The 25,032-nt window shown below is 70.6% G+C and carries 16 protein-coding genes; 12 read left to right on the top strand and 4 right to left on the bottom strand.

The features are described 5' to 3' along the window. Positions 1-10: 10 nt before the first annotated feature. Both U9983_RS16695 and U9983_RS16690 read left to right on the top strand, forming a co-directional pair. On the top strand, positions 11-1,219 hold the full coding sequence (locus U9983_RS16695; protein ID WP_322749135.1) for an NADP-dependent malic enzyme: 1,209 nt from the start codon (positions 11-13) through the stop codon (positions 1,217-1,219). A 619-nt stretch (positions 1,220-1,838) separates the two neighbouring features. Then, entirely contained in the window at positions 1,839-2,813 is a 975-nt protein-coding gene (locus U9983_RS16690) for a zinc-binding dehydrogenase (RefSeq protein WP_322754921.1), read from the top strand. A 46-nt stretch (positions 2,814-2,859) separates the two neighbouring features. Here the strand turns inward: U9983_RS16690 and U9983_RS16685 are convergent, their stop codons facing one another. Continuing rightward, entirely contained in the window at positions 2,860-3,036 is a 177-nt protein-coding gene (locus tag U9983_RS16685) for a DUF6104 family protein (protein ID WP_322749123.1), read from the bottom strand. A gap of 109 nt (positions 3,037-3,145) precedes the next feature. Further along, positions 3,146-6,856, bottom strand: a complete 3,711-nt coding sequence (locus tag U9983_RS16680) for a multifunctional oxoglutarate decarboxylase/oxoglutarate dehydrogenase thiamine pyrophosphate-binding subunit/dihydrolipoyllysine-residue succinyltransferase subunit (protein WP_322754920.1) — start codon at positions 6,854-6,856, stop codon at positions 3,146-3,148. A 237-nt stretch (positions 6,857-7,093) separates the two neighbouring features. Here U9983_RS16680 and U9983_RS16675 point away from each other — a divergent pair, with 237 nt between their 5' ends. From U9983_RS16675 to U9983_RS16660, 4 genes are all read left to right on the top strand, one after another. Beyond that, the gene (locus U9983_RS16675) at positions 7,094-9,271 is read left to right on the top strand and encodes a hydantoinase/oxoprolinase family protein (protein WP_322754919.1); all 2,178 of its coding nucleotides are present in this window, start codon (positions 7,094-7,096) and stop codon (positions 9,269-9,271) included. A gap of 108 nt (positions 9,272-9,379) precedes the next feature. Continuing rightward, the gene (locus tag U9983_RS16670) at positions 9,380-10,804 is read left to right on the top strand and encodes an acetamidase/formamidase family protein (protein WP_322754918.1); all 1,425 of its coding nucleotides are present in this window, start codon (positions 9,380-9,382) and stop codon (positions 10,802-10,804) included. Between the two features lie 56 nt (positions 10,805-10,860). Further along, positions 10,861-13,176, top strand: coding sequence for a RecQ family ATP-dependent DNA helicase (locus tag U9983_RS16665; RefSeq protein ID WP_322754917.1), 2,316 nt, complete (start codon positions 10,861-10,863; stop codon positions 13,174-13,176). Between the two features lie 139 nt (positions 13,177-13,315). Beyond that, positions 13,316-14,395 (top strand): NAD-dependent epimerase/dehydratase family protein, encoded by a 1,080-nt coding sequence (locus tag U9983_RS16660; protein WP_322754916.1) that lies wholly within the window; start codon positions 13,316-13,318, stop codon positions 14,393-14,395. A gap of 7 nt (positions 14,396-14,402) precedes the next feature. Here U9983_RS16660 and U9983_RS16655 read toward each other — a convergent pair whose 3' ends face one another. Further along, entirely contained in the window at positions 14,403-15,920 is a 1,518-nt protein-coding gene (locus U9983_RS16655; protein ID WP_322754915.1) for a helix-turn-helix transcriptional regulator, read from the bottom strand. 248 nt (positions 15,921-16,168) lie between these two features. Between U9983_RS16655 and U9983_RS16650 the strand changes: the two genes are divergently transcribed. Genes U9983_RS16650 through U9983_RS16625 form a run of 6 tightly spaced genes read left to right on the top strand, consistent with a single transcriptional unit; the run spans position 16,169 to position 24,383 of the window. Next, the gene (locus U9983_RS16650) at positions 16,169-16,414 is read left to right on the top strand and encodes a DUF397 domain-containing protein (RefSeq protein WP_322754914.1); all 246 of its coding nucleotides are present in this window, start codon (positions 16,169-16,171) and stop codon (positions 16,412-16,414) included. Then, positions 16,411-17,682 carry a methyltransferase, FxLD system gene (gene fxlM, locus U9983_RS16645; RefSeq protein WP_322754913.1) on the top strand — a complete coding sequence of 424 codons (1,272 nt, stop codon included), beginning with the start codon at positions 16,411-16,413 and terminating at the stop codon, positions 17,680-17,682. The genes U9983_RS16650 and fxlM overlap by 4 nt, the downstream gene beginning before the upstream one ends. A gap of 14 nt (positions 17,683-17,696) precedes the next feature. After that, positions 17,697-17,891, top strand: coding sequence for an FxLD family lanthipeptide (locus U9983_RS16640; protein ID WP_322754912.1), 195 nt, complete (start codon positions 17,697-17,699; stop codon positions 17,889-17,891). A 57-nt stretch (positions 17,892-17,948) separates the two neighbouring features. Beyond that, complete coding sequence (locus U9983_RS16635; RefSeq protein WP_322754911.1) at positions 17,949-21,011, top strand: lantibiotic dehydratase; 3,063 nt, start codon at positions 17,949-17,951, stop codon at positions 21,009-21,011. Further along, positions 20,998-22,254: a lanthionine synthetase C family protein gene (locus tag U9983_RS16630; protein WP_322754910.1), complete on the top strand. Its 1,257-nt coding sequence runs from the start codon at positions 20,998-21,000 to the stop codon at positions 22,252-22,254. Before U9983_RS16635 ends, U9983_RS16630 begins: the two co-directional genes overlap by 14 nt. Then, the gene (locus U9983_RS16625; RefSeq protein WP_322754909.1) at positions 22,236-24,383 is read left to right on the top strand and encodes a thiopeptide-type bacteriocin biosynthesis protein; all 2,148 of its coding nucleotides are present in this window, start codon (positions 22,236-22,238) and stop codon (positions 24,381-24,383) included. Before U9983_RS16630 ends, U9983_RS16625 begins: the two co-directional genes overlap by 19 nt. Before the next feature lie 69 nt (positions 24,384-24,452). Here the strand turns inward: U9983_RS16625 and U9983_RS16620 are convergent, their stop codons facing one another. Then, the gene (locus tag U9983_RS16620; RefSeq protein ID WP_322754908.1) at positions 24,453-24,827 is read right to left on the bottom strand and encodes a hypothetical protein; all 375 of its coding nucleotides are present in this window, start codon (positions 24,825-24,827) and stop codon (positions 24,453-24,455) included. Positions 24,828-25,032: the final 205 nt, after the last annotated feature.

The following is a 25,032-nucleotide window of genomic DNA, read 5'->3' as shown; positions in this document are numbered from 1 at the left end:
AGATCCGTCCATGCGGGTGCCGGCCGCGCCGGCCGCGCTCACGGACGTGCCCGGATCGGTCGGCCGCGACACCGACCCCGTCTTTGTCCTGCACAAGGGCGGGAAGATCGGCCTAGCTGTGACCGTTGCGTTGAACGACCGTGAGGACCTGTCGCTCGCCTACACTCCCGGCGTCGCGCGGGTCTGCATGGCCATAGCGGCCGAGCCCGCGCTTGCCGACGACTTCACGTGGAGGTCCAACGCGGTCGCCGTGGTGACCGACGGCACGGCGGTGCTGGGGCTCGGCGACATCGGCCCGGCCGCGGCGCTACCGGTCATGGAGGGCAAGGCCGCGCTGTTCAAACACTTTGCCGGCGTGGACGCGGTGCCGATCTGCCTCGACTGCACCGAGGTTGAGGAGATCGTGGAGACCGTCGTTCGGTTGGCGCCCGGTTTCGGCGGCATCAACCTGGAGGACATCTCCGCGCCGCGGTGCTTTGCCATCGAGCAGCTGTTGCAGAGCCGGCTGGACATCCCGGTGTTCCACGACGACCAGCACGGGACGGCCATCGTGACGCTGGCCGCCCTTGAGAACGCCGCTCGCCTGACCGGCCGACGTCTGGGCGACCTGCGTGTGGTCGTGTCCGGCGCGGGTGCCGCGGGTGTGGCCGTGACCCGCATCCTACTGGCGGCCGGCATCGGGGACATTGCGGTCGGTGACAGTCGTGGCATGCTGCACACCGGGCGTTCCGACCTCACTCCGATCAAGGCGATGGTCGCGGCCGAGACCAACCGGGCCGGCCTGTCGGGTTCGATCAACGATGCGCTCGCCGGAGCCGACGTCTTCATCGGTCTGTCTTCGGGCAAGGTGCCCGAGGATGCGGTGGCGTCGATGGCGCCGGAGTCGATCGTCTTCGCCATGGCGAATCCCGATCCCGAAGTCGACCCGGAGGTTGCGCACCGCTACGCCCGGGTCGTGGCGACCGGTCGAAGCGACTACCCGAACCAGATCAACAACGTGTTGGCCTTCCCGGGCGTGTTCCGTGGAGCAATGGATGTTCGCGCGAGCCGGATCACCGAGCCGATGAAGTTGGCGGCGGCCAACGCTCTCGCCTCGGTGATCGCGGATGAGTTGACCGAGCGGCACATCATCCCGAGTGTGTTCGACGACCGGGTGGCGCCGGCGGTTGCCGCCGCTGTGGCGCAGCAGGCCCGCGTCGACGGTGTCGCCCGTCGGTAACCCGACGGTGTCGCCCGTCGGTAACCCGAAGGTGTCGCCCGTCGGTAACGGCGGCTCCCTGCGGGGGATGCCGACCCCGGGGAACCTGGGCACACTGCCCAGGTTCCCCGGGCACAGGCCGGCGTCCCAGCTCAGGCGGGCGTCCCGGGTTCAGACACGTCCGCAGCCGGCGCACGGGCGGTTCTCGGAGGCGTCCACCAAGGGCCGGAGCGTCCCGCATCCTTTGTAGCTACAGGAGACGAAGTCCGTCGCCGAGACGATGACGATCGTGTCGTTGCCGGCGTGTGCAGATGGTGCAGGGTCGGCTACCAGAACGGGCGTGCGCTGTCTGCGGCGGAACCATCGGGACGAGCCCATACTGGTCGCCGGAACCTGTTTGTGTGACACCACATCGAAGAGTGGAGCACAGTTTGGACGGCCACGCGATGGGCGCCGCGCTGCTCGTGAGCTTACCCACCTGTTTGTTGTGATCATATAGATCGTTTGTCGGGTGGTTTTTGGTCTGGTGTCGCTGTGCCTCGCTGTGCCGATCGGTGGCAGTCGCCTTCGCATCCACAGGTGCATCCACGGGTGCATCCGCTGGACCGCATTGCATCCGCAGCGGCTCTACTGTGTACCGATGCTCGCTGTTTCCGCCGTCTCGCAGAGCCCTGACGATCCGCTGTCTGGTCTGGCTGTCACGCAGCGGCCAGAACCCTCCGTCCCCGACGGCTGGACGACGGTGGCCGTCCGGGCGGCAGCCCTCAACCATCATGATCTTTTCAGCCTGCGCGGGGTTGGGCTACCTGCGGACCGGCTGCCGATGATCCTGGGGTGTGATGCGGCCGGCGTGAGCGCGGACGGCGAGGATGTCATCGTCCACGCGGTCGTCGGTGACCCGGCCGCGGGTGGCGGCGACGAGACGCTTGACCCGCGGCGTTCGCTGCTCTCGGAGCTGCACCAGGGAACCCTTGCCGAGGTGGTGACCGTACCGCGGCGCAATCTCGTGCCCAAGCCCGCATCGCTGTCCTTCGAGGAGGCCGCCTGCCTGCCGACGGCCTGGCTGACCGCCTACCGGATGGTCGTCAACCGGGCCGGACTGCCGCCCGCCGGTGGTGGCACCGTGCTGGTGCAGGGTGCGGGTGGTGGTGTGTCCACCGCCGCGATCATGATCGCGAAGGCTGCCGGCCATACCGTTTTCGTCACCTCGCGAGAGGCATCCAAACGCGAGCGGGCCATCAAGATCGGTGCGGACGGGGCGTTCGAATCCGGGGCACGGCTACCGGTCAAGGTGGATGCGGTCATCGAGACTGTTGGCGCGGCGACCTGGGCGCACTCGGTGCGGGCGCTGCGTCCAGGCGGCCGGATCGTGTGCGCCGGCGCGACGAGTGGCGCGAACCCGCCGGCCGAGTTGAACCGGATCTTCTTCCTGCAACTGTCGGTGATCGGTTCGACCATGGGCACCCGCGACGAGCTGGCCGACCTCGCGACCCTGGCCGATCGCGTCGGCCTACGGCCGCTCATCGCCGATGTCCGGCCGTTGGCGGATGCGCGCGCGTCGTTCGCGCAGTTGGCCGGCGGCGAGGTCTTCGGCAAACTCGTCCTCACCGTCTGATGCTCACCGTCCCAGGCCGACCGTCCCAGGCCGATCCCTGCTGGTCTCAGCCGTCCGGGTCGTCGAGCCGGGCCAGGTAGGTGGCCAGTTCCTCGACGGCATCCTCGTACTGAGGATGCAGATCGACGAACGCGCGCAACTCGTCGGCGAGCCAGTCGAGCGTCACGGTCTCCCCACCGCGACGCGTCGACAGCTCCTCGATACCCCTGTCGGTGAAGTACACCGTCCGCTCCGCTTCCCGGTCCCGGCCCCTCTTTCAGGCGCTCTCAGAGGGCCAAAGGGCATGTGATGATCGTCAGATCGCGCGCCCGGAGGCCGCAGTCTCCGGAGCGCTATGCGGTGAACGCCGCCTCGACCAGCGCCTTCTGCTCCTTCTCGTGCACCGAGGAGGACCCGGACGCGGGCGCGGCCGACGCCTTGCGTGACACCCGACGCAACCGTAGCCCCGCGGGCAGGGCGTCGGGCAGGTGGATGGCCATGTGCGGGTAGGCGCCCTGGTTGGCCGGCTCTTCCTGGACCCAGACCACGTCGGCCAGGTTCGGGTAGCTTTTCAGGACGTCACCGAGCTCCGTGACCGGCGTCGGGTAGAGCTGTTCGATCCGGACGAGCGCGGTGTCGAGGACTTTCTTGCCGGTCTGCTCGGCCAGGAGGTCGTAGTAGACCTTCCCGCCTGACAGCAGTACCTTCCGGACGCCAGCCCGGTCGCTGATCCCGGCATCGTCGATCACCGGCCGCCATGACCCGGACGTCAGCTCCTCGACCGTCGAGGTCGCGGCCTTCAGCCGCAGCATCGACTTGGGGGTGAACACCACCATCGGACGCCGCACCGGCGAGAGCGCCTGACGACGCAGTAGATGGAAGTAACTGGCCGGGCTCGACGGGGCGGAGACCACCATGTTGTTCTCGGCGCACAGCGACAGGAACCGCTCGATCCGGGCGGAGGAGTGGTCCGGGCCCTGACCCTCATGGCCGTGCGGGAGCAGGAGACCGACCGAGTTGCGCTGGCCCCACTTGGCTTCACCCGCCGCGATGAACTCATCGATGATCGACTGTGCCCCGTTCGCGAAGTCGCCGAACTGTGCCTCCCACAGCACGAGCGCTTCTGGGCGGGCCACCGAGTAGCCGTACTCGAAACCCATCGCCGCGAACTCGCTCAGCAGCGAGTCGTGGACGTAGAAGGTGCCGGCGCCGTCCTCGGCCTCCAGCGACTTCAGCGGGGAGTAGTCCTCACCGGTGTGCCGGTCGACCAGAACGGCGTGCCGCTGGCCGAAGGTGCCGCGCCGGCTGTCCTGCCCGGCAAGGCGGATGGGTCGACCGTCGAGCAGGATCGAACCGAACGCGATGGTCTCCGCGCACGCCCAGTCGATCGTTCCGTTCGCGATCATCTGGGCTCGGCGTTCGAGCTGCGGACGCAGCCGTGGGTGGACGGTGAATCCGGCCGGCAGGGCGGTCTGTGTGTCGATGATCATCTTGATGGTGTCCAGGGACACGGCGGTGGACACGGCGGCGGCCGCTGCGGCCTCCGCCGGTGTCGTCACCAGCCGGGGTTCGCGAGCCGGGCGCTGGGTGGTGTCACGGGTCTCCGCGAACGCCTTCTCCAGCTGCGCCGAGTAGTTCTTCATGGCCTGCTCGGCCTCGGCCAGCGTGATGTCACCACGGCCGATCAGCGCTTCGGTGTAGAGCTTGCGGACCGACCGCTTCGTGGCGATCGTGTCGTACATCAGCGGCTGGGTGAACGACGGCTCGTCCATCTCGTTGTGCCCGCGCCGCCGGTAGCACACCATGTCGATGACGACGTCCTTGTGGAACGCCTGCCGGTACTCGAAGGCCAACCGGGCCACCCGGACACACGCCTCGGGGTCGTCCCCGTTCACGTGGAAGATCGGGGCCTGCACCATCCGGGCGACGTCGGTCGCATACACCGACGAGCGGCTGGCGATCGGCGAGGTCGTGAACCCGACCTGGTTGTTGATGACGACGTGCACGGTCCCGCCGGTGCGGTAACCGCGCAGCTGCGAAAGGTTCAACGTTTCGGCGACCACACCCTGGCCGGCGAAGGCTGCATCCCCGTGGACGAGCACGGGCAGGACGGTGAACCCCTCGGGACCCTTGTTGAGCATGTCCTGCTTGGCCCGGGTGACACCTTCGAGCACCGGGTCGACCGCCTCCAGGTGGGACGGGTTGGACACGAGCGAAATCCGCACCTGACGGCCGTCCGGGCTGGTGTAGAGGCCCTCCGCGCCGAGGTGGTACTTCACATCGCCCGAACCGTGTGCGGTCTGCGGGTCGACGTAGCCCTCGAACTCGGCGAAGATCTGTCGATAGGACTTGCCGACGATGTTCGCCAGCACGTTCAGGCGGCCGCGGTGGGCCATCCCGAAGGTGACCTCGTCCATTTCCGCCTCGGCGGCCCGCTGGAGTACCTCGTCGAGCAACGGGATCGCCGATTCGGAGCCTTCGAGGGAGAACCGCCGCTGCCCCACGTACTTGGTCTGCAGGAACGACTCGAACGCCTCGGCCGCACCGAGCCGCTCAAGGACGTGCAGCTGCTCGGCCGGGTCTGGCCGCTCAGCGGCCCGCTCGACCCGCTGCTGGATCCAGCCCCGTTCGTCGGGCTCCTGGATGTGCATGTACTCGATGCCGACCCGACGACAGTAGGAGTCCCGCAGGACACCGAGAATATCGCGTAGCGTCATCCTACGGTGGCTGGCGAAGCCGTCGACGGGGAACTCGCGGTCGAGGTCCCACAGGGTCAGGCCGTGGCTGATGATGTCGAGGTCGGGATGGCTGCGGATGGCGAACTCGAGGGGGTTCGTGTCGGCCATGAGGTGTCCGCGCACCCGGTAGGCGTGGATCAGTTCGAGGACCCGGGTGCCGTGGTCGAGGTCACCTTCGTGGGACGAGGTGATGTCGGTGACCCACCGCACCGGCTCGTACGGGATGCGCAGCGAGCGGAAGATTCCCTCGTAGAAGTCGTCCTCGCCGAGCAACAGCTGGTGCATGCGGCGCAGGTACTCGCCGGACTGCGCACCCTGGATGATCCGGTGGTCGTAGGTGCTGGTCAGCGTGATGATCTTTGAGACCGCCAGCTTCGCCAGCGTCTCGGTGGAGGCGCCCTGGAATTCGGCCGGGTATTCCATGGCACCGACACCGATGATCGTCCCTTGGCCCTGCATGAGGCGCGGGACCGAATGCACGGTGCCGATGCCCCCGGGGTTGGTCAGAGTGATCGTCACATCGGCGAAGTCGTCGGCGGTGAGCTTGTTCGTCCGGGCCCGCCGTACAAGATCTTCGTAGGTGAGCCAGAACTGGCTGAAGTCCATGGCCTGGGCCTGCTTGACCGCGGCCACCACCAGCTGCCGGGACGACCCCTTGACCAGGTCGATGGCGAGACCGAGGTTGACGTACTCCGGTGCGACCAGCGTCGGCTTGCCGCCGATCTCGCCATACGAGTAGTTCATGGCCGGCGCCGTCTCAAGGGCCTTGACCATCGCATACCCGATCAGATGGGTGAACGAGACCTTGCCGCCACGGGAACGGGCCAGGTGTCGGTTGATGACGATCCGGTTATCCGCGATCAGCTTGGCCGGGACCGCGCGTACGGAGGTCGCCGTCGGGACGTGCAGGGACGTCTCCATGTTGGCGACGACCCGGGCGGCGGCACCACGCAGTGGCGAGGTCGGGACGCCGTTGGTCGGGGTTGGTGCGACGTACCTGGATGTCGGCGCCGATGTCCGGGCCGGTGCAGGCGCAGGCACAGGTGCAGGCGCAGGCGCGCTGGGCGCCGCGGCACTCGGTGCGCCGGTGGGCGCCGCGTCCACCTGGCTCGGCTGCGGCACCGAACCGGCTGTGACAACAGGGGGGACGGGCCCGGTCGTACTCGGCTGCCCGTTCACCTCGCCCGGTTGATAGTCGGAGAGGAACTCGCGCCACTCCGGCGAAACACTCTCAGGGTCCGCGAGATACTGCTGGTAGATCTCGAATACCAGCCACTCGTTGGGGCCGAAGTCGGGTCCGGACTCGGGTACCGTCGGTGCTGTCACGGGGGCGTTCCCCTCTATCTACCCTTTGTTATGGCCCGCTGTGCGGGCCCTTCCGTTGCTGTGTGCTCAGGCTACCCGTCGGCTTCATCTGATCTGTCCGAACGCTGTGACCCGTGAGACAGGCCACGGGCATGGGAAGTGTGCCAGTATCTGACAGGGACCGTCCCGATCCGGGCATTCGCGACGTGCGTGCGGCGGAGGCAGCCGCGAGCGCCAGTCCTGTGATCCAGTCCTGTGATGCGTTCCGCGACGGGATCCGGGACGGGATCTGGGACATGCGAGGATCCACGCGTGGCGGTGTGGCTCGGGGTCGACGTGGGTGGCACCTTCACCGACCTGGTCGCGGTTGACGACAACGGGCAGCTGGTTTTCGCAAAGGTGCCGTCGGTGCCCGCCGACCCGTCGGTCGGCGTCCTGGCCGCCGTCCGTGGCGCCGGTTTCGTCACCGGCTCCGGGCACGCCGGGCACGGGGCTCCCGAGCCCGCAACGGTCGAGCGCTTCGCCCACGGCACCACGGTTGCCACCAACGCGTTGCTGGAGCGGCGGGGGGCGCGTACCGCTCTGGTGACCACCCGCGGGTTCGCCGACATCATCGAGATCGGTCGGCAGAACCGGCCAGCACTTTACGACCTCACCCGCGATCGCCCGCCGGCACTGGTGCCGCGCGAACTCCGCTACACCGTCGTGGAGCGCACCGGGCCGGCCGGCGTGATCATTGCGTTGGACGAGGACGGTCCGCGGGAGGTCGCCGCGGCACTCGCGACTGTTGACGATCTTCAGGCCGTGGCCGTGTGCCTGCTGTTCTCCTTCGTCCATCCCGAGCACGAACGCCAGGTTGCAGACGTGCTGCGCAGCAGCCTGCCGGGAGTCACCGTGGTGGCCTCGCACGAGGTGCTACCGCAGTTCCGGGAGTACGAGCGGTTCGCCACCACCGTCGCCGACGCCTACCTGACGCCGACGCTGTCGGCCTACCTGCGGGCGCTCGCCCGCCGGTGCGTGGCCGCGGGGCTGCCGGTGCCCCTGGTCATGCAGTCCTCCGGCGGGGTGGTGGATCTCGGGACCGCAGCCGCTCACGCCGCGGCATGCGTGCTGTCGGGGCCGGCCGGCGGAGTGGTCGGTGCCGCCTATGTCGCGGGGCTGTCGGGCGTGGCCGATCTGCTCACCTTCGACATGGGCGGAACATCCACCGATGTCGCGCCGGTGCTGGGGGGACGGGCGCAGATCACCGCCGAGTCGATGCTGGCCGGCATACCGATCACGTTGCCCACGGTGGACGTGCACTCGGTGAGCGCCGGCGGCGGGTCGGTGGCATGGGTGGACTCCGGCGGGGCGCTGCGGGTCGGGCCCCGCTCGGCCGGCGCAGACCCCGGCCCGGCATGCTACGGCCGCGGGGGGACCGAGCCGACGGTGACCGACGCGGACCTGGTACTCGGCGCTCTGGCCGACGGCGCGAGCCTCGGTGGCGAGGTCAGCCTGTCGCGCGCGTCCGCCCACAAGGCGTTGGCAGCCCTCGGTATGGAATTGAGGACGAGCGAATCGGGGACGAGCGCATCGGGGACGAGCGCATCGGGGACGACCGGGGGAGACCTGGCCGCGGTGGCCGCGGCGGCCGGTGTGGTCGCCGTTGCCGACGCGGAGATGGTCCGGGCGCTGCGGGTGGTCTCGGTGGAACGTGGGCTTGACCCGCGGGACCTGACCCTGGTGGCCTTCGGCGGCGCGGGTGGGATGCATGCGTGCGCGCTGGCCGAGGAGCTGGGGATGCACCGGGTGCTGGTGCCGTTGGCCGCCGGCGTGCTGTCCGCGCTGGGCCTTGCCCTCGGCGACGTCCGCCGGGACTACCTGCGCGCCGTGCGTGGCCTGCTCGCCGATGTCGACCTGGCCGCGGCCTTCGCCGAGCTTGCCAGGACCGCCGCCGCAGATGTCCCGCCCGCGGACGTATCCGTGTTCATGGTCGAGCTGCAGGTTGACTGTCGGTACGCTGGCCAGTCGCACGAACTGACGATCGTGGCCGCGTCCGCGTCCGCGTCCGGGCGCGGGCTGCCGGGAGCCGGTGATGGTGTTTCCGTCAGCCGGGTGCGGGCGGCCTTCGAAGCCGAGCACATGCGCAGGTACGGGCATGTGGCCCCCGGCCGGGATGTCGAGGTGGTGGCCGTGCGGATGGTCACGACAGTGCCGGGTCGGCGCCCCCGGCTGGCCGCCCCGGCCGCCGATCCCGCGGCGGTGCGCGGCCGGCGCTCTGTGTACCTGGATGGTTCCTGGCAGGACGTGGTTGTCGTGCCCCGCGCGGGGTTGGGGCCGGGCGACGGCGTCGCAGGGCCGGCGATCGTCGAGTTCGCCGAGGCGACCTGCCTGGTGCGTGCCGGCTGGACCGCCGAGGTGGACGCGGTCGGCTCCCTGCTGCTCACCCGTGTCTGAAGCGTTACTCTGTCGGCGGTTGTCGGTCGAGTGGGAATGAGTGGGACTGGAACACGACAGAAACAGATGTGTCATGTTTCACTGCGAATCTGACGCCCGTGCCGCGTCATGACCAGTTCGCAGGTCGAGGCTCCTTGCCGGGGAGCCGTCCTGGCTCGGTGTCCGAGACGACTGGCGGCCTTGACCGGGTTTGTCGTCCCGGGCGCCGCCGGCGGCCCCGGATGCCTCGGTGGTAGCGCCGTAGTGGCGCTGCAGCCCGGCAAGGGAAAAGTGGACGGAAAGCACTACCTGCCGTCCACCCCGGAAACGGTCCGGTGGGGGCACCTGCCTACTGCCGAGACCCGGCCCGTGCTGAGCGTGGAGTCGGGCGCCACGGTGACGGTCGACACGGTCAGCCAGGAGGGGATCCTCGACGACCAGGGGCGTGACCCGGACGCCTTCTTTGCCGGCTTCGGTGTTGGGACTTCCGAGGTTCTCGACGACGCCCGCATGATCGCTTCTTCTGGTATCCCGCACCGGTTCGGCGTGGACGGTCCACACGTGGTGACCGGCCCGGTGTTCGTCCACGGTGCTGAGCGCGGTGACGTGCTGCGGGTGGATGTGGTTTCGCTGCATCCTCGAGCCAGGTATGGCGTTGTGTCGACCCGGCACGGCGCGGGGCTGCTCGCCGGGGAGTTCCCCGAAGGCGACCCTCCCGGTCCCGACGCGAATGCCCGTAACTGGACGGCTTTCCGGACGACGAGCAGCTTCTGTACCGTCGAACGGCGCCGGGGCAGGCTTTTCGGGGCGCTGGGTGGAGCCGGCGGTCGGAAGGTGCGTTTTCCGCTGTCGCCGTTCATGGGCATCATGTCGGTGGCGATCGACGGTGCCGGTCCGGTTCGGTCGACCTCGGTCGGAACACATGGCGGAGCTCTCGACTGCGTGGACCTGAGTGTCGGTGCCCGGTTGTTTCTTCCGGTGGGGGTCCCCGGCGCACTGTTTGCCGTCGGTGACCCGCATTATTCGTCGGGTGAAGGAAAGATCGCCATGGTTGCGCTTGAAGGGCCGCTGCGCGCGACCTTCCGGCTGACCGTGGTAAAGGAATCCGTCGCTCGGTCCGCTCTCGGAGCGCTGCGCGAACCTTTCGTCGAGACCGACACCCATTGGATTTCGATGGGGGCACACGCCGATCTCGCGGATGCCGTGCGCCGGGCAACGCGCTCGGCTCTGCTCTTTCTGTCCACCCGACTCGGCATGGACCGGGCCGACGCGTTCGCGTACCTGTCCGCGGCGGCTGCCTTCGGTATCGGCCGCGCGGCCGGCGATTCCCGGACGGCGTACTGCCGGATTCGCCGGGCGGACTTCGGGGAGCCGGCTATCGCCAAGCCTCGGCTGGTACGCCCCGCATTCGGACGAGTCATCCCTACTCCTGACACGAATGAGGCCCGGGACGGACCGGATCCGGCGGCAGAAGGCGGACCGGATCCAGCCGGCGCTGATGGGCCGCGCAGCGTCGTGCCGGATGCGGCGGGCGGTGGCGAGGATGAGGGTTGACCCGGGGCGACCCGGCGGCTGGCGGGTTTGTCGGTGGCGTGCGGTACGAAGGTTGTATGCCAGTGGAACAGCGCCCACCAGCCGATCCCGGTCAGACAGATCCCGGTCAGACAGACCCCGGTCAGGCCGCTGGCGCCGACGGTGACCTGCGGGCACGGGCCGAGGCGCTGCTGCACACACTCGCCGGTCCGACCGCGCGTCTGCGGGAGGACCAGTGGCAGGCAATCCGTGCGCTGGTCGCCGAGCGCCGCCGGGTCCTGCTGGTCCAGCGGACCGGCTGGGGCAAGTCCGCCGTGTACTTCATCGCGACGGCCCTGCTGCGATCGGTCGGTGCCGGCCCGACCGTGATCGTCTCGCCGCTGCTCGCGCTCATCCGGAACCAGGTGGCCGCGGCGGCGCGGGCCGGCATTCGGGCCGGCGAGATCCATTCGGGCAACGTGACGGAGTGGGACGCGGTCTACGCGCAGCTGCGCGCCGGCGAACTCGACGTGCTCCTGGTCGGTCCCGAACGGTTGAACAACCCGACCTTCCGTGATGCCTACCTGCCCGAACTCGCGGCCACGACCGGCCTGGTCGTCGTGGACGAGGCGCACTGCATCTCCGACTGGGGGCACGACTTCCGGCCGGACTACCGCCGGTTGCGCACGCTTCTGGCAGGGCTGCGCCCGGATGTGCCGGTTCTCGCGACGACGGCGACCGCCAACGCGAGGGTCACCGACGATGTCGCCGAACAGCTGACAGGCCTCCGGCCGTGCGATCATGATTCTCTTCGCGCGGCCGGAGGCTCCGACGGGCACCTGGCGGTGGACGGGCACCTGGCGGTGGACGGGCACCTGGCGGTGGACGGGCACCTGGGGATGAATCCGGGCCGGCGCGGCGAGACGCTCGTCCTGCGCGGGACGCTCGACCGGGAGAGCCTGCGCCTGGCGGTGGTGGCGTTGCCAGGCGCCGAGCAGCGGTTCGGTTGGCTGGCCGACCAGCTGCCGGGCCTGCCCGGCTCCGGGATCATCTACACGCTGACCAAGCCCGCGGCCGAGGAGCTCACCGCGTTCCTCACCACTGCCGGTTTCGCCGTCGCGACCTACCACGGTGGCACCGAACCCGCCGAGCGGATCGCGGCCGAGGAGGACCTGCTGGCCAACCGGGTGAAGGCCCTGGTCGCGACCAGCGCGCTGGGCATGGGTTTCGACAAACCCGATCTGGGGTTCGTCGTCCACGTCGGAGCGCCGCCGTCTCCGATCGCCTACTACCAGCAGATCGGTCGGGCCGGCCGCGCGGTTGAGCGGGCCGAGGTCGTATTGCTACCGGCCCAGGAGGACAGCGATATCTGGGCGTATTTCGCGGACGCATCCTTCCCCGCGCAGAGCGTGGTCGAGGGGGTGCTGAGCACACTCGCGGGGGCGACATCCTCGATGTCCACCCAGGCATTGCTGGCACGCGTGGACGTCGGGCATGGGCGGCTCGAGGCCATGCTGAAGGTGCTCGACGTCGACGGTGCGGTCCGGCGGGTCCGCGGTGGCTGGGAGGCCACCGGGGCACCCTGGGCCTACGACACCGAACGTTTCGCCAGGGTCGGCGCCAGCCGTGCGCGCGAGCAGCAGGCGATGCTCGACTACATCGCCACCACCGGCTGCCGGCTGGAGTTTCTTCGTCGTGAGCTGGACGATCCCACCGCGACACCGTGCGGACGCTGCGACACCTGCACCGGCCGCCGGTGGCCCGGCGTGGTCTCCGAAGCCGCCCGGGTGAGTGCGAAGGAGCAGCTGGACCGCCCGGGCACCACGGTCGAACCACGTCGGATGTGGCCGACGGGCATGCGCACGCTGGGCATCGGCGTCGCCGGCCGGATACCGGAGGCGGCCGGTGCGCAGCCGGGACGGGCGCTCGCCCGCCTGGGCGGTGTCGGCTGGGGCAACCGGCTGCGCCCGCTCGTGGCGCAGGGCGCGCCGGATGCACCGGTGAGCGACGATCTGGTGGCCGCGGCGGTGCGGGTGCTGGCCGGCTGGGGGTGGCGGCAACGCCCGGCCGCGGTGGTCACGGTTGCCTCCCGCAGTCGCCCACAGCTTGTCGCGAGTCTGGGGGAGCAGATTGCCGCAATCGGGCGGTTGCCCCTGCTCGGCCAGGTCGAGCGGGTTGTCGATGACCGCTCTGCGTATCGGATGAACAACAGTGCGCACCGATTGGCTAGTCTCTGGGAGGCGTTCGCGGTGCCTGAGGATCTCGGGGTGGCCGTGGGGGAGCTGCCCGGCCCGGTTCTCCTGGTGGACGACCTGATCGTCACCGGCTGGACCATGACCGTCGTCGCCAGGGCACTGCGCCACGCCGGGGCCGTGGGAGTACTGCCGTTCGCGCTCGCCGTCGAGACCGGCTAGCCGCAAAGCCGCTTGGTGAGGCGGCAGGGCTGGTTGTCAAGGGTCTTGGGGTACGAGGATGTCGATGTTGATGGTGGCCTTCTCTCCCGGTATCGCAACGGCCTGGCGCGCAACGTAGTCCGGCAGGCAGCATCTGGGCATGCGGGTTCTGTTGCTCGGGGGTACCTGGTTCCTCGGTCAGGCGGCGGCGATCGAAGTCCTGGCGCGCGGATGGGAGCTGACTGTCTTCACCCGAGGGCGGTCTGGGCCCGGGCCGGCCGGGGCCGTCGCTGTGACCGGGGACAGGACCAGTTCGCACGACCTAAGCGCCCTTGCGGAACACGGCCCCTGGGACGTCGTTATTGACACGTCCGCCACCGACATGGCGCCGCGGGAGGTTCTCAGGGCGGCGACGCTCCTGGAACCAGTGGCCGGCGCCTACGTCTTCGTGTCGACGGTCAACGTCTACCGGGAATGGCCGAACAAGCCGCTGGACGAAAGCTCGGAGCTGTTGGACGCCCCCGCCGATGCCGACGCCGAGTTCGGGCGGCTCCCAGCGGGCTGGACGGGGCCGGACTGGTACTACGGTCGGCAGAAGGCCGGCGCGGAGAAGGCGGTCCGCGAGACCTTCGGGGCGCAGCGGTCCGTGATCTTACGACCGGGTGTCATCCTGGGGCCGGGCGAGTATGTCGGGCGCCTGCCGTGGTGGCTGCGCCGGGCCGCCCGCGGCGGCACGATCCTGGGACCGGGAGCGGCGGGCCGCCGTATCCAGCCGGTCGACGTCCGCGACCTTGCGTCGTTTGCCCTCAACCGGGCTGTCGCGGCCGAGGGAGGCAGCTACAACGTCACCGCGCCAGGCCACGAGACCTTCGGTGACCTCCTGAACGCCTGCGTCGAGGTGACCGGTGGGCGAGGTGCCGTCGAGTGGGTTGCCGACGAGGTCCTGCTGGAAGCCGGGGTACGCCAGTGGACGGAGCTGCCGCTGTGGCGGACAAGCGCTGGCGTGTGGGCTGTCGACTCGTCAGCGGCACGGGCCGTGGGCCTGTCGACACGGCCGATCCGTGACACCGTGCGAGACACCTGGCGATGGATGCGGGCGGGTGGCCGCACGGTGGACAACCCCCGGTGGCAGGAACATGGGATCTCCGTCCAGGACGAGGCCGCAGTGCTCGGCGCGGCCAGGCTGGCGGCGGCGCGGGCCAACGCCAGCTCTCCACCATCGGCGCGACAGGGCGGGTGAACTCGGCCTATGCGGGCGCCATCGCGGCCCAGTCCTCGATGGCGTCGCCGTAGCCCCGCAGCGCCCGCGCCTGGGCGAGGTCCGGTCTGAGGAGCCGCAGGCGGATGGAGTTCACCCGCCGCACCAATCCGGTGCCCCGCCAGGAGACCGGGAGTGCGAGGACCGCGTCAAGTGCCGTGACGGCACCGTCGGCATCGCCCTGGACAAGCCGGGCGTTCGCCAGGTCGGCTTGGGCCTGCGCGACGAACATCGGCGGGCGTTGCTCGCCGGGCAGCGCCCCATACCGGTCCAGGGCGGCCTGGGCGTATGTGCCGGCGGTCGCGGCGTCGCCGAGGAGAAGGGCTGTCGCGGCGTTGCTCATGAGTACGCGCTCGATGCTCATGCCGAACTCGCCGTCGATGTCGTGCAGGTCGTCATGCTGCGATGGGTCGCCAAGCGCCTCGGCCTCGGCCATCGCTGCCCGTGCCGGGGGCGCGTCGCCAACGTGGGCCCAGGCGCGGCTGGTGATGGCGGCGATCCTGCGACGTCCCACCGTGCCGACCCCCGGCGCCTGCGCCGCCGCCAGGGCGTGACGCACACCTTCGGCCGGGCGGCCCTGCCAGTACGCGATGTATGCGAGTGTGCCGTGCGCGAATGCCTGCAACGGGCCGAACTCGATCGTCTGCCCGTACAGGGCGGCGGTGCGGGCGAACTGCGCGGCGGGCCGCGGCAGTGACAGGTCGAAACACGCGGAGCCGCAGAGCGCTGCCGCCTCGCCGGCGAGCAGGTAGAGCCGTGCCAGCTGCCGGGGCGCCCGCGTCCGTTCCAGCGACCGCTGGGCGATCTCCAACAGTGCCTGGGCCTGCTGGTAGGCGTTGGGAAGCGTGATGGCGCCGTAATGCGTTGCCAGATGCCGGAGGTCGTCTTCGAGCTGGTCGATCGTCAAGTCGGAGAGGGTGCGGGTAGCTGCCTCGGCGGCGTGATCCGCGGCCTTTCGCGCTGTCATCTCCACGTCGCCTTCGGTTAGTATCGATATCCCTACCGGGTACGCCGTATGGGGATCATTCCTCCCTACCGCGGCCCGCGAAGCGATCCGGTCCGACAGGCGCGCACCCATGGTGGCCGGAAGGGGGTTCAGATCGGAGGCGTCGGCAGCGTCCTCGGCTACCGGCGGGATCGGTGGGGTTGAGTTGGTGGGAGCGGGCCTGTGGCCGAGCACAGGCACCACGGGGACATCGGCGGGTTCCACGATCTGCGCGGGATCGACGCGCGGAGGTAAGAGACCGAGCCTGCGCGCCTTGCGTTCCTTGTCGGCCTGCTCGCGCAGGGCGATGACCCGTCCGCCTGCTTCCAGCGCCTCGTCGAGCTTCTTGGCAAGTCCTTCGGAGGGAACGGCGTGGCCGTTGACGGCCTCGGCGATCTGCTGGCGGCGGTAGCCGGTGCGCCGAGCCAGTTCGCTGTTGTTGGTGTGCGTGGTCGCGATGAGCTGGCGCAGCAGGGCGGACAGCTCGGCGAGTGCGCCGTTCGGCTCTCTCTCGGCAGGCACCGCGCCCACCTCCCCGTTGTCATGAGATGCCGTGGGTGCAACCGCTGGGGGCAGACAACGCCCCCGCATGTTGCAGTCTGTGCAGGACCTTGCGCCGATTGTGTCATGGATGCGACGGAAGCGGCACCGGCGAGTACGGGGACCGCTCGCGAGTGCTGTGCGTCCTCTACCGCGAGGATGCCCCTGTCGCGGCTCCGTCGGAGAGGAGGTCCGTCGTGCCCACTGCACATCCAGTGGGGTCCGCCGTCGTGCCTGAGTGGCGGCGTCCCTCTGTGATCGACGCGAAGGTGGTCGACGCGGTCGAGGCGGCCTGGTGCCATCCCGGCGTTGCGGTCGTGCTGCGCGGCACGCTCAGCTGCCCGACCACGGTGTCCTCGGGCGCGTGGGGGGACTTCCTTGCCGCGGTCAAGCGTGGCGAGTACGACCATCTGCCGTTGGCCGAGACGCGGCGCGCTCCAGCCAGCCGAACATCATCTGAAAGGGACAACTCGTGACTGACGCCGCACTGGCGGATGACCAGGCTGTTCGTCTGCGCAACAAGGTCATTGACGATCTCGTGGCCGCCGGGACGATCGTCTCGCCAGCGATCGAGGCCGCGATGCGGCGGGTGCCGAGGGAGGCGTTCGCGCCGGAGGCTGAGCTGAGCGCGGTCTACCACCCGTGGAATGGGCTGGTCACCAAGCGAGACGCTGACGGCCGGTCACTCAGCTCGCTGTCCGCGCCGCAGGCGCAGGCGCACATGCTGGAGCAGGCCCGGATCGAGCCGGGGATGGCAGTCCTCGAAGTGGGCAGCGGCGGGATGAACGCCGCATACCTTGCCGAACTGGTCGGCCCGTCGGGGCGGGTCGTGACGGTCGACATCGACGAGTTCGTCACGATGCGGGCTTCTCGTTTCCTGGCGGAGGCCGGCTACGCGGATGTGCGGGTGGTGCTCGCCGACGCCAAGGCGGGCGTGCCGCGGTTCGCTCCCTATGACCGAGCGCTGGTCACACTCGGGACGTGGGACATCCCGCCGGCCTGGCGGGACCAGCTGGTCGAGGGCGGGCGGCTGGTCGTGCCGTTGCAGGTCATGGGTCTCATGCGAACCGTGGCCTTCGAGAAGGCAGGCGACCTGCTGGTCAGCGACTCCTCGAAGCTGTTTGGCTTCGTCCCGATGCAGGGAGCCGGCGCGCATGACAGCGTCGAGCTGGCCTTGGCCGGCGGCGCGGTGACACTGATCTTCGACGAGGGGGCGCCGGCCGACCCGGCCGCGCTGGACGGAGTGTTCGATACCGAGCCGTTCGTGGTGGACAGCGGCGCGGGCCTTCGGATGGGCGAACCGTGGGCAACGATGCAGATGTGGCTGGCCACGACCGTGCCGGGCTTCTGTCGACTGCGCGTCGACCACGACCTCAACGAGGCGGCGGCGCGGCCGTTGCCCGGTGCCACGGTCGGGTGCGCGGTCGTCGAGGGCGGCAGCGTCGCCTACGTCGCTACCCGCCAGCTCGATGGAGACGACCTCACCCTTGACGTCCACGCCTACGGGCCGGACGCCGCCGGCCTCGCCGAGACGGTCGTCGAGCAGTTGCGGGTCTGGGATCGGGACCACCGCGGCGGCCCGGGACCGCGCTACCTCGTCCTGCCGGCTGGAACCCCAGACACCGAGCTTCCGGCGGCGGATCGCGCCATTAACAAGATCCACAGCAGGGTTGTCCTGTCCTGGCCTCGTCCGGCGCATTCCGCATCGGACCAGGACATCGCTCACCAACCCTTTCCACGGTAAGGAGCTGATCATTCATGATCTTTCAACCCTCCGACAGCGCCATCGCGCTGCTGGACCGAGGCGCGGATGACGACGAGTTTGCCCTCGACGTACGGGTGGTCATCTCGCACCTGGTCGGGCAGAACGACTGCCCGACCAACGACGGGTGCGGCGAGACCTGCAAGGACAACGCGAGCGCTTGCCGCTCGAACAACAACAACGTGTTCTAACCGGCGAGGTCCGGCCCTCGGCCTGCCGGCGGCCAGACTTTGAGGAGGTGTGGAGCGATGGCGACAGGGGCCGCGAGGCTTTCCTGGAGCCCGGTCGGGCTGTTGCGGGTCACGACCGAGCCAGGAGCGCTTGATTTCCCGGACGCGCTGGACCTGTCCTCCACCGCTCCCGCCGCCCCGGTTCTGGCGTGGCTGGCGAAGATGTGGGGCCGCGGGGAGATCCGCGAGACGCTGACCTGGGCGAGTCCGGCGCTCTGCGCGCAGATCGAGGCGATCCTAGCCGACGGCGGCGCGGCTCCCGTCCACGTCCGCCGGGCGTCGGCGTCGCTGGCGTCGTACCTGCTGCGCTGGCAGCGCCGGCAAACGCCGTTCGGCCTGTTCGCCGGGGTCGGTCCCGCGCGATTCGACAGCGCGGTCGCGAAGGTTCGCTGCGGCCCCGGCCACCGGTACGCGATCCGGGCGGACGCCGATTGGCTCGGCGAGGTGACCGCCCGGATCGGACGGTGTCCCAAGCTGGCCGCCCGGGTACCGGTGGTGGCCTGCAACACCGTCACCCGGCGGGGCGGCCGGCTGATCGCTCCCGGAGCCACGCCAGGCCCCGGCCCGCATCGCGAGGCGGCATTGGAGGTGTCCGTCCGGGCGACCAGCCCTGTGATCTTCGCCCTCGGCGCGTCTAGCGCCCCGATTCCCCTCGGCGAGCTTCGCGAGCTGCTCGCCTCCCGGTTCCCCACAGCCAGCGGCGACCAGATTGACGGAGTACTCGGCGAACTGGTCGACAACCAGTTCCTGCGCAGCGCGCTGCGGGTTCCGATGAGCGAACCGGACGCGCTGCGCGCCGTCTGCCAGGTCCTCCACGACGCCGACGCGGAGAACATCGCCGAGGTCGCGGACCTGGTCCGCGAGCTATACGCGATCCGCGACGCGCTGCCCGCTGGCCTTGTCGACGCCGTCCCGGCAGGGGTCGGCGCGCGGATGACGGTGCAGGCCCCCGCGGCGCGAACCCCGCTGCTGATCGACACGGCCGTCGACTGCGAAGCAGACATCCCCACAGCGGTGGCCCGCGAGATCCGGGACGCCGTGGCCGTGCTGTACCGACTCTCGCCCTACCCGTTCGGCCATCCGGCCTGGCGGGAATACCACACCGCGTTCCGCTCCCGCTACGGCACGGGTGCGCTGGTCCCGGTTCTCGACCTGGTCGCGGACAGCGGCCTCGGCCTGCCGGCCGGGTTTCTCGGCTCAGCCCGCGAGACTCCGCCGCGGCAGCTGAGCGAACGCGACGAGAGGGTCATGGCGCTCGTCCAGGAGGCGATGGCCGGCGGCAGTGAGCTGCTTCTGACCGACATGATGATCGACGGGCTGTGCGCGGACAGCGCAGCCGTTCCCGCGCTGCCGCCGCGCACCGAGGTGGCCTTCGAGATCCACGCGGCCACGGTCGCGCAGCTACAAGCCGGCCGGTTCACGCTGGAGGTCACCGGTACCCCGCGCCCGGCGAGCAGCATGGCCGGACGGCACGCCTACCTTCTGCCCCCGGACGATTTCGCTGCGGTTCGTCGGACGTTCGAGCCCGCCGCGCCGGGGCTGGTGACGGCGCAGTTGTCGTTCGCTCCACGTCGGCAGCGCAGCGAGAACGTTACCCGCACCGGCGCGCTGAGCCCGACGGTCATCCCCCTCGCCGAGCATCGGCGGCCTGGCCCGGACGGGATCGACCCCTCGGACCTGGCGGTGACGGCCGACGACTACGGCCTCGACCTGGTCCAAATCTCGACCGGCGACCGGGTGCAGCCGCTGGTTCCGCACGCGCTGGAGGCCAGCGTCCACACACCGCCGCTTGCCCGGTTCCTCGCCGAGGTGCCGACGGCCTGCTGCGCGGTGTACCGGTCGTTCTCCTTCGGCGCCGCCTCCCGCCTGCCGTACCTGCCGCGGGTCCGCTACCGGCGCACGATCCTCTCCCCGGCCCGCTGGCTGCTCGACGCAGCCCAGCTCCCCGGTCGCCGCGCGGCGACCGCCGAATGGGAGCGGGCCCTGACCGGTTGGCGGGCTCGCTGGCACGTCCCGGACCACGTTGCGCTCGTCGACCACGACCGGCGCCAGCCTGTCGATCTACGTCACCCGGCACACCGGCACCTGCTGCGGACCCGTCTCCAGCGCGCCGGACACCTGGAACTGCGCGAGACCGCACCGCCCGACCAGCTCGGCTGGATCGGGCGCGCCCACGAACTCCTCCTGCCGCTGACCCGCGCCGAACAGCACGACGTCCAAGCCGCGCGCACGAGCCCATCGCCGTGCCCCGTGCCGGCCGCCGAACTCGCCCTACCGGCCGCGTCGCCAGTCATCGCCGCCCGGCTGTACGCCCACCCCGACCGGTTCGACGAGATCCTCACCGACCATCTCCCCGCCTTGCTACAAGGGCTCTCCGCCGAGCCGGCGTGGTGGTTCCACCGGCACCGCAACCTGCGCGACCACCAGAGCGACCAGTATCTGGCGCTGTTCCTGCACGTCGGCGACCCGGGCGCCTACGCGGCGACCGCCAGCCAGCTCGCGGCCTGGGCCGAGGAGATGCACCGCGGGCGGCTGACCGCACAGCTGACCTTCGCCAGCTGGCAGCCGCCCACCGGCCGCTACGGTCACGGCCCCGCGCTCGACGCCGCCCTACGCGTGTTCACGGCCGACTCGGTCGCCGCGCTCGCCCAGATCGGCGCGGCTCGCACCGGGACAGCTCCGCAGGCGCTGACGGCGCTCAGCTTCCTCGACCTGGCCGCCGCGTTCGCCGACGACGCCCCCACCGGGAGGGCCTGGCTGTTAGACACGTTGCCCCAGACCCACGGCCGTCTCGATCCAGCTCTCCGCGACCAGACCGTCGTGCTCGGCGACGGACTCGGAGCACTGGCCGAGACACCTCCGGGCCGCGCGGTGGCCGCCGCCTGGCAGGACCGCGCCGCCGCGCTCACCGCCTACGCCAGAGAGCTGGTCTCCCAGCGTGAGCCGGCCGGCGTGCTGGGGCCGTTGCTGCACCTGCATCACCTGCGCACGCTCGGCGCCGGCCCCGAGGCCGAGCGCGTTACCGGCCGACTGGCCCGTGCGCTGGCACTGCTCGCCCAGGCCACCCATGCGAACGCCTGACACCGTGGCCACCGGACTGGCGTCCTCGGCCGACCTCGCCCGCGAGGCCGCGGGTCAGCTCCGCCAGGCCGCCACCGTCCCGCCGCGAACCGTGCACGCCCGGCTTGCCGGTGCGGCATTGGCCAACGGCACCGCCGGGATCGCGCTGGCGTACATCGAGCGCGCCCGCGCCGGTCTTGACGACTGGGGCCGCGCCCACGAGTGGATCTGTGACGCTGCCGCCGAGCCCGTCAGCGACCACGACACCGCCGGGCTTTTCCTTGGCGTCCCGGCCCTGGCGTTCGTCCTCGACGCCGCCGCCGGTCCCACCGGCCGCTACCGCGGCGGTATCGCCGAGCTCGACGCCGCCGTGACCCGGCTCGCGCACCGCCGCGCCGCCCAGGCCCTCGCCCGCATCCAGGCCGGCCGGCTCGCGTCATTCGCCGAGTACGACGTCTTCTTCGGCCTGACCGGGGTCGGAGCCCTGCTGCTGCGCCGGGCCTCTACCAGCAACGCGACCGAGCAGGTTCTCACCGCGCTTGTCGCGCTGACCAGACCGCTGACCGTGGACGGCGAAACGCTGCCCGGCTGGTGGGTCGGCCACGACCCGCACCGCCGGCAGAGCTCTGCCTTCCGCGGCGGGCACGCCAACCACTCGATCTCCCACGGGATCTGCGGCCCGCTCGCCCTGCTCAGCCTCGCCGCCCGCCGTGGCACCCTGGTGGACGGGCAGCTCGACGCGATCGGCAGCGTCTGCGACTGGCTCGACGCCTGGCGGCAGGACGGTCCCGCCGGTCCGTGGTGGCCGGAGCATCTCGCCGTGGACGAGTTGCGCACCGGGCGCTGCGTCCAGACCCGCCCGGCCCGGCCCAGCTGGTGCTACGGCACGCCCGGCATCACCCGCGCCGGGCAGCTCGCCGCGCTCGCCCTCGGCGACCGGCGCCGTCAGGCGGCATACGAACAGGCCCTGCTCGCCTGCCTCGACGACCCCACGCAACAGGCCCGGCTCGTCGACCCCGGCCTCTGTCACGGCCACGCCGGGCTGTTCCAGACCGTCTGGCGCGCCACCGCCGACGCCACCACCAGCGACCTGCACGCCCGGCTACCGGAGTTGGCCGATCGCCTGCTGTGCGCCGCGCGGACCGCGGACCAGGCCGACCCCGGGTTCCTCACCGGCAACGCCGGCACCGCGCTGGCCCTCCACACCGCATCCACGAACACAGCCCCGCTCTCGGGATGGGACACATGCCTTCTGATCAACTAGCCCACCCGGACAGCGCCGACGCCACCGAGCACGCGATCCACCGGGTCCTCGGCGGCGATCCGCTCCCGGCCGCCGCCGCGACGTGCAGCCTCGACCCCGACGACCTCGCCGCCGCCGCCGAGATCTACCGCACCGCCGGGCGCCGTGCCCTCGCCGAGCACCGCGAGACCTCCTGGCGGCAGCTCTACCTCCGGTTCGCCGACTGGCAGCGGGCCGACCCGATCGCGGCGGCCCACCTGCTCCCACTCCTGGACGACGCCGAACGGCACGGCCAGATCAGCGCGTGGTGGTTCATGCGGAAGCACCCCTGCTGGCGCCTGCGGCTCCATCCAAGCCAGCCCGGCTCGTCCACCGGGATCGAGGCCAGGCTCGACGAGCTCGCCGCTGACGGCCAACTGGATGCCTGGTGGCCCGGGGTCTACGAGCCGGAGACCGCCGCGTTCGGCGGTGGCGCGGCCATCGACATCGCTCATGCCCTGTTCGCCGCCGACAGCCGCGGCGTCCTCGAGCTGGTCGTCGCAGGCGGGACCGGGCTCGGCCGCCGAGAGCTGTCGCTCCTGCTCGTCGGCGCACTCCTACGCGGTGCCGGCCTTGAGTGGTACGAGCGCGGTGACCTGTTCGATCGCATTTGCGTCGAACGACCGCTGCCACACGACGTCCCCGCCGAGAAGCTCACCGCGCTCAGCGACAGCCTGGCCGCCCTGCTGCGCACCGACACCGCCCCTGACGGGCCGCTGTTCGGCTCCGGCGGGCCCGTCGCCGCCCAAACCCGATGGGCCGATGCCTGCGGCAGCGCAGGCCGGGCGCTCGCGGACGCGAACCGGACCGGGCAGCTGCGCCGCGGGCTACGCGACATCCTCAGCTACCATGTGATCTTTCACTGGAACCGACTCGGTCTGCCCGCCCGCACCCAGGCACTCCTCGCGCACGCCGCCCGCCAGGCTGTCCTCGGCCCCGCCGTGCCGCTTCGGCCGGCAACACTCCGGCTGTCTTGCGCTCCCGCGCCCGAGGTCGATCGCCTGCTCGGCCGATTCCCCCTGATCCATCACGGCCGGCTCCACTGCCCCGACCTGGCCAGCCGCGTTGCCCGCGTCGAGGAACTCGCCCAGAGCGCCGCCCTGCACGACGACCCTGACGACCGCATCAACGCCGCCTGCGCCGCCTGGAACCTGGCGGCGCTCATCGCCGCCGACTGCGACCTGCCCGACCTCGCCGCCGAGCTCTGTCACCACCAGTTCGGCATCGTCGAGGCAGCCTGGCCCGTCGCCGGCCGCGTCGCCATCGCCAGCCTGCAACCCCTGATCAACATCGCCCGTCTCGACGAGCGCGCCGGCAACCCCCTCCGTGCCTTCCACACCCTCAGCCTGATCGACAGCGTCGCCCGCACCGGTGGCACCGCTGACATCGCCGGACGAACGATCGACTTCGCGTACTTCCTCGCTTCCGGCCGCGACAGCGGCGACCTCGACGCATTCCTTCGCCGCGTGCTGCGCGACGACGGCACCCGCGCCCTCGCCGCGGCCGGTCAATGGGCACGAACCGTCGACCATGCCACCCGCCACGACGACCTGCCCCACCAGCTTCGTGAAGCCCGGCAAGCCCGCATTCTCGCCGCCGCGCTGGACCAGCGGTTCGACGAGGCGATCCGGCTCCTCGACACCGCTGAGACGCCCGAACTCTGGGAGCAGGCCGTTGCCGCCTGCCTACGCGCCTACCTCGACATCAACACAGGACAGGCCGACCCCGAAGCACTCGCCGCGATGATCACCGCAGTGCAGCGGGCCCGCGGATCGACCCAACGCGACACCACCATCTTCCGGATCAAGCTCGGTCTCACCGCGATCGACCTCGCTGCCGCCACCCACCCACGTGAGGTCAGCCTGCTCGCCGCCGAACTCGGCGCCGACGCCCAGCGGTCCGCCAGCGCCTACGCCGCCCGTGAAGTCCTCGCTCATCCGACCTGCTGTGCCCTCCTCCTTCCGACGCAGGCCGCCGAGCTGAGCGCCTTGGTCGACAACGCGGGACTACACGCGGGAACGATCCCCGAGGACCTTCGCGAAAGGCTCCACCAGTCGACTCGTGCGGCGGCTCATGTGCTTAACCAGACGCTGCGGCGTTGGACGCGTTGACGCTCACGGCCAGTCAGGAACCGAACCCCAGGAGGAAGAGGATTGATCACTTCCAGCGCCCCTGACGTGCTATTCGCCCGCGCCGGGGTCGCCTTTGGAAACCTGACGCCCGACCACGTCCCATACTCCATGGACTCCCCGCGGGGGGGTGCTGGTTTCGCCCGCGCTCGGACTCGGCGGGAACCCGCCGACGTCGGCGTCCTGCTCGGCCACCTGCACCTGATAGGCCTCGGCTGCCCGCCGCCGGTCCCCGCGGACCTCGTCGAGGGCGTCGAGGCATGGCTGGCCGGCCGGCTCGCCGCACGCCGCGGCGAATGGCGGGGATGGCTCGCCGCCGTGCTCACGACCTGGGCCGCCACCGTGTACGACACCGTCATCGGCGGTCTGCGTCTGCCCGTGGACGCGCAGGGGTCGGCCCCACCGACAGGAGGCGACAGGATCCACCCGGTGACGTCATGTGGCCACCCCACTAGCCGGCCGATTAGAGCGCCCGGAGCATGCTGGCGAGCCGGGGAGTCGCGGATGCATGAGGCCGGCCTCGCGCGGGCGGCGGTCGACCGGCCACGTTGTGCTCACCCATGCCCGCCAGGATCATTGAGGGCTCCCGCAACCCACGCTGATAACAACGGATAAACTACGGTTGCGGTAG

It is taken from the genome of Protofrankia sp. Cas3, assembly GCF_963555955.1.
Taxonomy (GTDB): Bacteria; Actinomycetota; Actinomycetes; order Frankiales; family Frankiaceae; genus Protofrankia.
This window is presented reverse-complemented; position numbering and strand designations above follow the sequence as displayed.

Bases quoted from the DNA above. Each gene is read 5' to 3' on its own strand.
- U9983_RS16630 (WP_322754910.1), top strand. From the start codon at position 20,998: ATGCGAACGCCTGACACCGTGGCCACCGGACTGGCGTCCTCGGCCGAC.
- U9983_RS16690 (WP_322754921.1), top strand. From the start codon at position 1,839: ATGCTCGCTGTTTCCGCCGTCTCGCAGAGCCCTGACGATCCGCTGTCT.
- U9983_RS16640 (WP_322754912.1), top strand. From the start codon at position 17,697: ATGATCTTTCAACCCTCCGACAGCGCCATCGCGCTGCTGGACCGAGGC.
- U9983_RS16675 (WP_322754919.1), top strand. From the start codon at position 7,094: ATGCGTTCCGCGACGGGATCCGGGACGGGATCTGGGACATGCGAGGAT.
- U9983_RS16670 (WP_322754918.1), top strand. From the start codon at position 9,380: ATGACCAGTTCGCAGGTCGAGGCTCCTTGCCGGGGAGCCGTCCTGGCT.
- U9983_RS16665 (WP_322754917.1), top strand. From the start codon at position 10,861: ATGCCAGTGGAACAGCGCCCACCAGCCGATCCCGGTCAGACAGATCCC.
- U9983_RS16695 (WP_322749135.1), top strand. From the start codon at position 11: ATGCGGGTGCCGGCCGCGCCGGCCGCGCTCACGGACGTGCCCGGATCG.
- U9983_RS16625 (WP_322754909.1), top strand. From the start codon at position 22,236: ATGCCTTCTGATCAACTAGCCCACCCGGACAGCGCCGACGCCACCGAG.
- U9983_RS16660 (WP_322754916.1), top strand. From the start codon at position 13,316: ATGCGGGTTCTGTTGCTCGGGGGTACCTGGTTCCTCGGTCAGGCGGCG.
- U9983_RS16635 (WP_322754911.1), top strand. From the start codon at position 17,949: ATGGCGACAGGGGCCGCGAGGCTTTCCTGGAGCCCGGTCGGGCTGTTG.